Origin of the sequence: Devosia sp., assembly GCF_017307565.1 — a bacterium.
Classification (GTDB): domain Bacteria; phylum Pseudomonadota; class Alphaproteobacteria; order Rhizobiales; family Devosiaceae; genus Devosia.
Map to the genome: position 1 here is coordinate 1 of NZ_JAFKHD010000520.1, position 2,353 is coordinate 2,353.

The following is a 2,353-nucleotide window of genomic DNA, read 5'->3' on the forward strand; positions in this document are numbered from 1 at the left end:
AGGCGGCAAAGGATCGAGAGGTTTCCGCCCACGACTATGAGGTCAATCTCAAGGCCGAGATCGAGATCATGGCGCTGCACGAAAAGCTCGACCAGATGCGGAGTGCGGAGCTGCGCGAACTGATCGCCAAGCAGCAGGAGCAAATCGATCTGTTGACGAGGGTGGTTGAGGGGCATCTCAAACCATCGGAATCGCGGTAGACTAGGGCTATGCAGCCCTATCTCAAGCTTCTCTCCGACATTCTCGAAAACGGCGCCGACAAGTCGGACCGTACCGGCACCGGCACGCGTAGCCTTTTTGGCTACCAGATGCGCTTCGATCTCTCGAAGGGCTTTCCGCTGCTGACAACTAAGAAGCTGCATCTCAAGTCGATCATTTATGAGCTGCTCTGGTTCATCCGCGGCGAGACCAATGTGCGCTGGCTGCAGGGGCATGGCGTAAAGATCTGGGACGAGTGGGCCGACGAGAACGGCGACTTGGGCCCCGTCTATGGTTCACAATGGCGCTCGTGGCCGGCGCCCGATGGTCGCCATATCGACCAGCTGGCGGCTGTCGTTGAATCCATCCGCAACAAACCCGATTCCCGCCGCCATATCGTCACCGCCTGGAACCCGGCCGAAGTGGACAGCATGGCCCTGCCGCCATGTCACTGCCTGTTCCAGTTCTACGTTGCCGACGGCAAGTTGAGCTGCCAGCTCTATCAGCGTTCGGCCGATACATTCCTCGGCGTGCCCTTCAATATCGCGTCCTATGCGCTGCTTACTCATATGATGGCGCAGGTGACGGGGCTTGAGGTTGGCGATTTCGTGCACTCGTTTGGCGACGTACATCTCTACAACAATCATTTCGAACAGGCCCGCCTGCAGCTGACGCGTGAGCCGCGCCCGCTGCCGCGCCTGATTATGAACCCCGAGCGCAAGCGGTTGGAGGACTTCGTCTTCGAAGACTTCTCCTTTGAAGGCTACGATCCGCACCCGCATATCAAGGCCGACGTTTCCGTATGAGCCGCTCGCTCGCCGATCTCACGGTGCTCGTTGCCCGGGTCTCGGACATGTATGCTCAGGAAACGGGCGTGCAGCGCGACGACGATTGGTATGCGCTGAAGATGCAGGAAGAGCTGGGTGAGCTCATCGCCGAGCACCTGCGGCTTTCCAGCCGGGGACGTCGCAAAAATCTCTCCGACGCCGAGATCGAAAAAGCGCGGGACGATGAGGCGGCCGATCTTCTAGCTTTCCTGCTGCTCTATGCGCGCCACAACGGCATCGATCTCGATGCAGCGCTGGACCGAAAATGGTTCTCCTATCTTCGCGCTGACGAGAAGAGCAGCTAAGAAAATAGCGGAGCGGCAGGGCGTAAGCGCCCGGACGGCTTGGTTTAGAGGGACAGGGAGTCAAATCATGCGGCTTTACGCGACAGCCATTCTGGCACTGATGCTGGCTGCGCCCGCGGTTGGCAACGACACGACGGCGCAATTGGGGGCGGGCGGTCTGGTCTTTGTCACCAATGAACAGATCAAGATGGCATCGGAGGACCTCTATGTTTCGCCCACGCAGGTGCGGGTGACCTACGAGTTCGAAAATACCTCCGACGAAGACCAGCACATTCTGGTTGCTTTCCCCATGCCCGATATCCAGGGCAGCGGCGACTTCATGTCCGACGTACCGGTCCAGAATGCCGGTTTTGACGGCAGCGAGCCGATCGAGGATCCCGACAATCTTTTCGGCTTTGCCACGACCTTCAACGGCGTCCCGGTCGAAGCCGAGCTGCACCAGTACGCCTTCAACAACAACATCGAATACACCAAGCTCTTGAAGAACCTCGGCGTGCCGCTCGAGCCCTTCGGTGAAGCCACCTACAAGGCTCTGGATGCGCTGAGCGAAGACGACGCCCGCAATCTGGCGCGTCTGGGACTGGTTTTCCTGTCCGAGTTCGATGCCGGCAATGGCTGGGAGACCGAGCTGGTGCCGATCTGGACACTGCGCTCGACCTATAGCTGGGAGGCGACCTTCAAGCCGGGTGTGTCCAACGTCGTGCACACCTACCGGCCCAGCGTTGGCGGCACCGTCGCCACCACGTTCATTCCGACGCCGGACGACGAGTTCTCCCGCGAGCGCCACGCCGAATATGTGCGGAAGTATTGCGTCGAGGACAACCTCGTTGCTGCGATCAGGAAACAGGGCGAAGCACAGGACGGCTGGACGCATTACCCTTATTACGAGAACTGGATTTCCTACATCTGGTCGACGGGGAATAACTGGTCCGGCGTCATCGGCAAGTTCACCCTGACCGTCGACAAGGGCAGCACTGATAATCTGGTGTCGTTCTGCGGTGAGGGCGTGAAGAAGATCGAGGA

The 2,353-nt window shown here is 59.3% G+C and carries 4 protein-coding genes; all 4 read left to right on the plus strand.

The features are described 5' to 3' along the window. Positions 1 to 200 (plus strand): DUF1003 domain-containing protein (locus tag J0I64_RS22460; RefSeq protein WP_366933776.1); only part of this gene is annotated, 200 nt, incomplete at its 5' end. A 9-nt stretch (positions 201 to 209) separates the two neighbouring features. Beyond that, positions 210 to 1,004: a thymidylate synthase gene (locus J0I64_RS22465; RefSeq protein ID WP_291412506.1), complete on the plus strand. Its 795-nt coding sequence runs from the start codon at positions 210 to 212 to the stop codon at positions 1,002 to 1,004. Continuing rightward, a complete protein-coding gene (locus tag J0I64_RS22470; RefSeq protein ID WP_291412508.1) occupies positions 1,001 to 1,330 on the plus strand; it encodes a phosphoribosyl-ATP pyrophosphohydrolase in 330 nt (109 codons plus the stop codon). The genes J0I64_RS22465 and J0I64_RS22470 overlap by 4 nt, the downstream gene beginning before the upstream one ends. Positions 1,331 to 1,397: 67 nt before the next feature. Beyond that, on the plus strand, positions 1,398 to 2,353 hold a 956-nt coding region (locus J0I64_RS22475; protein ID WP_291412510.1), incomplete at its 3' end, for a DUF4424 family protein.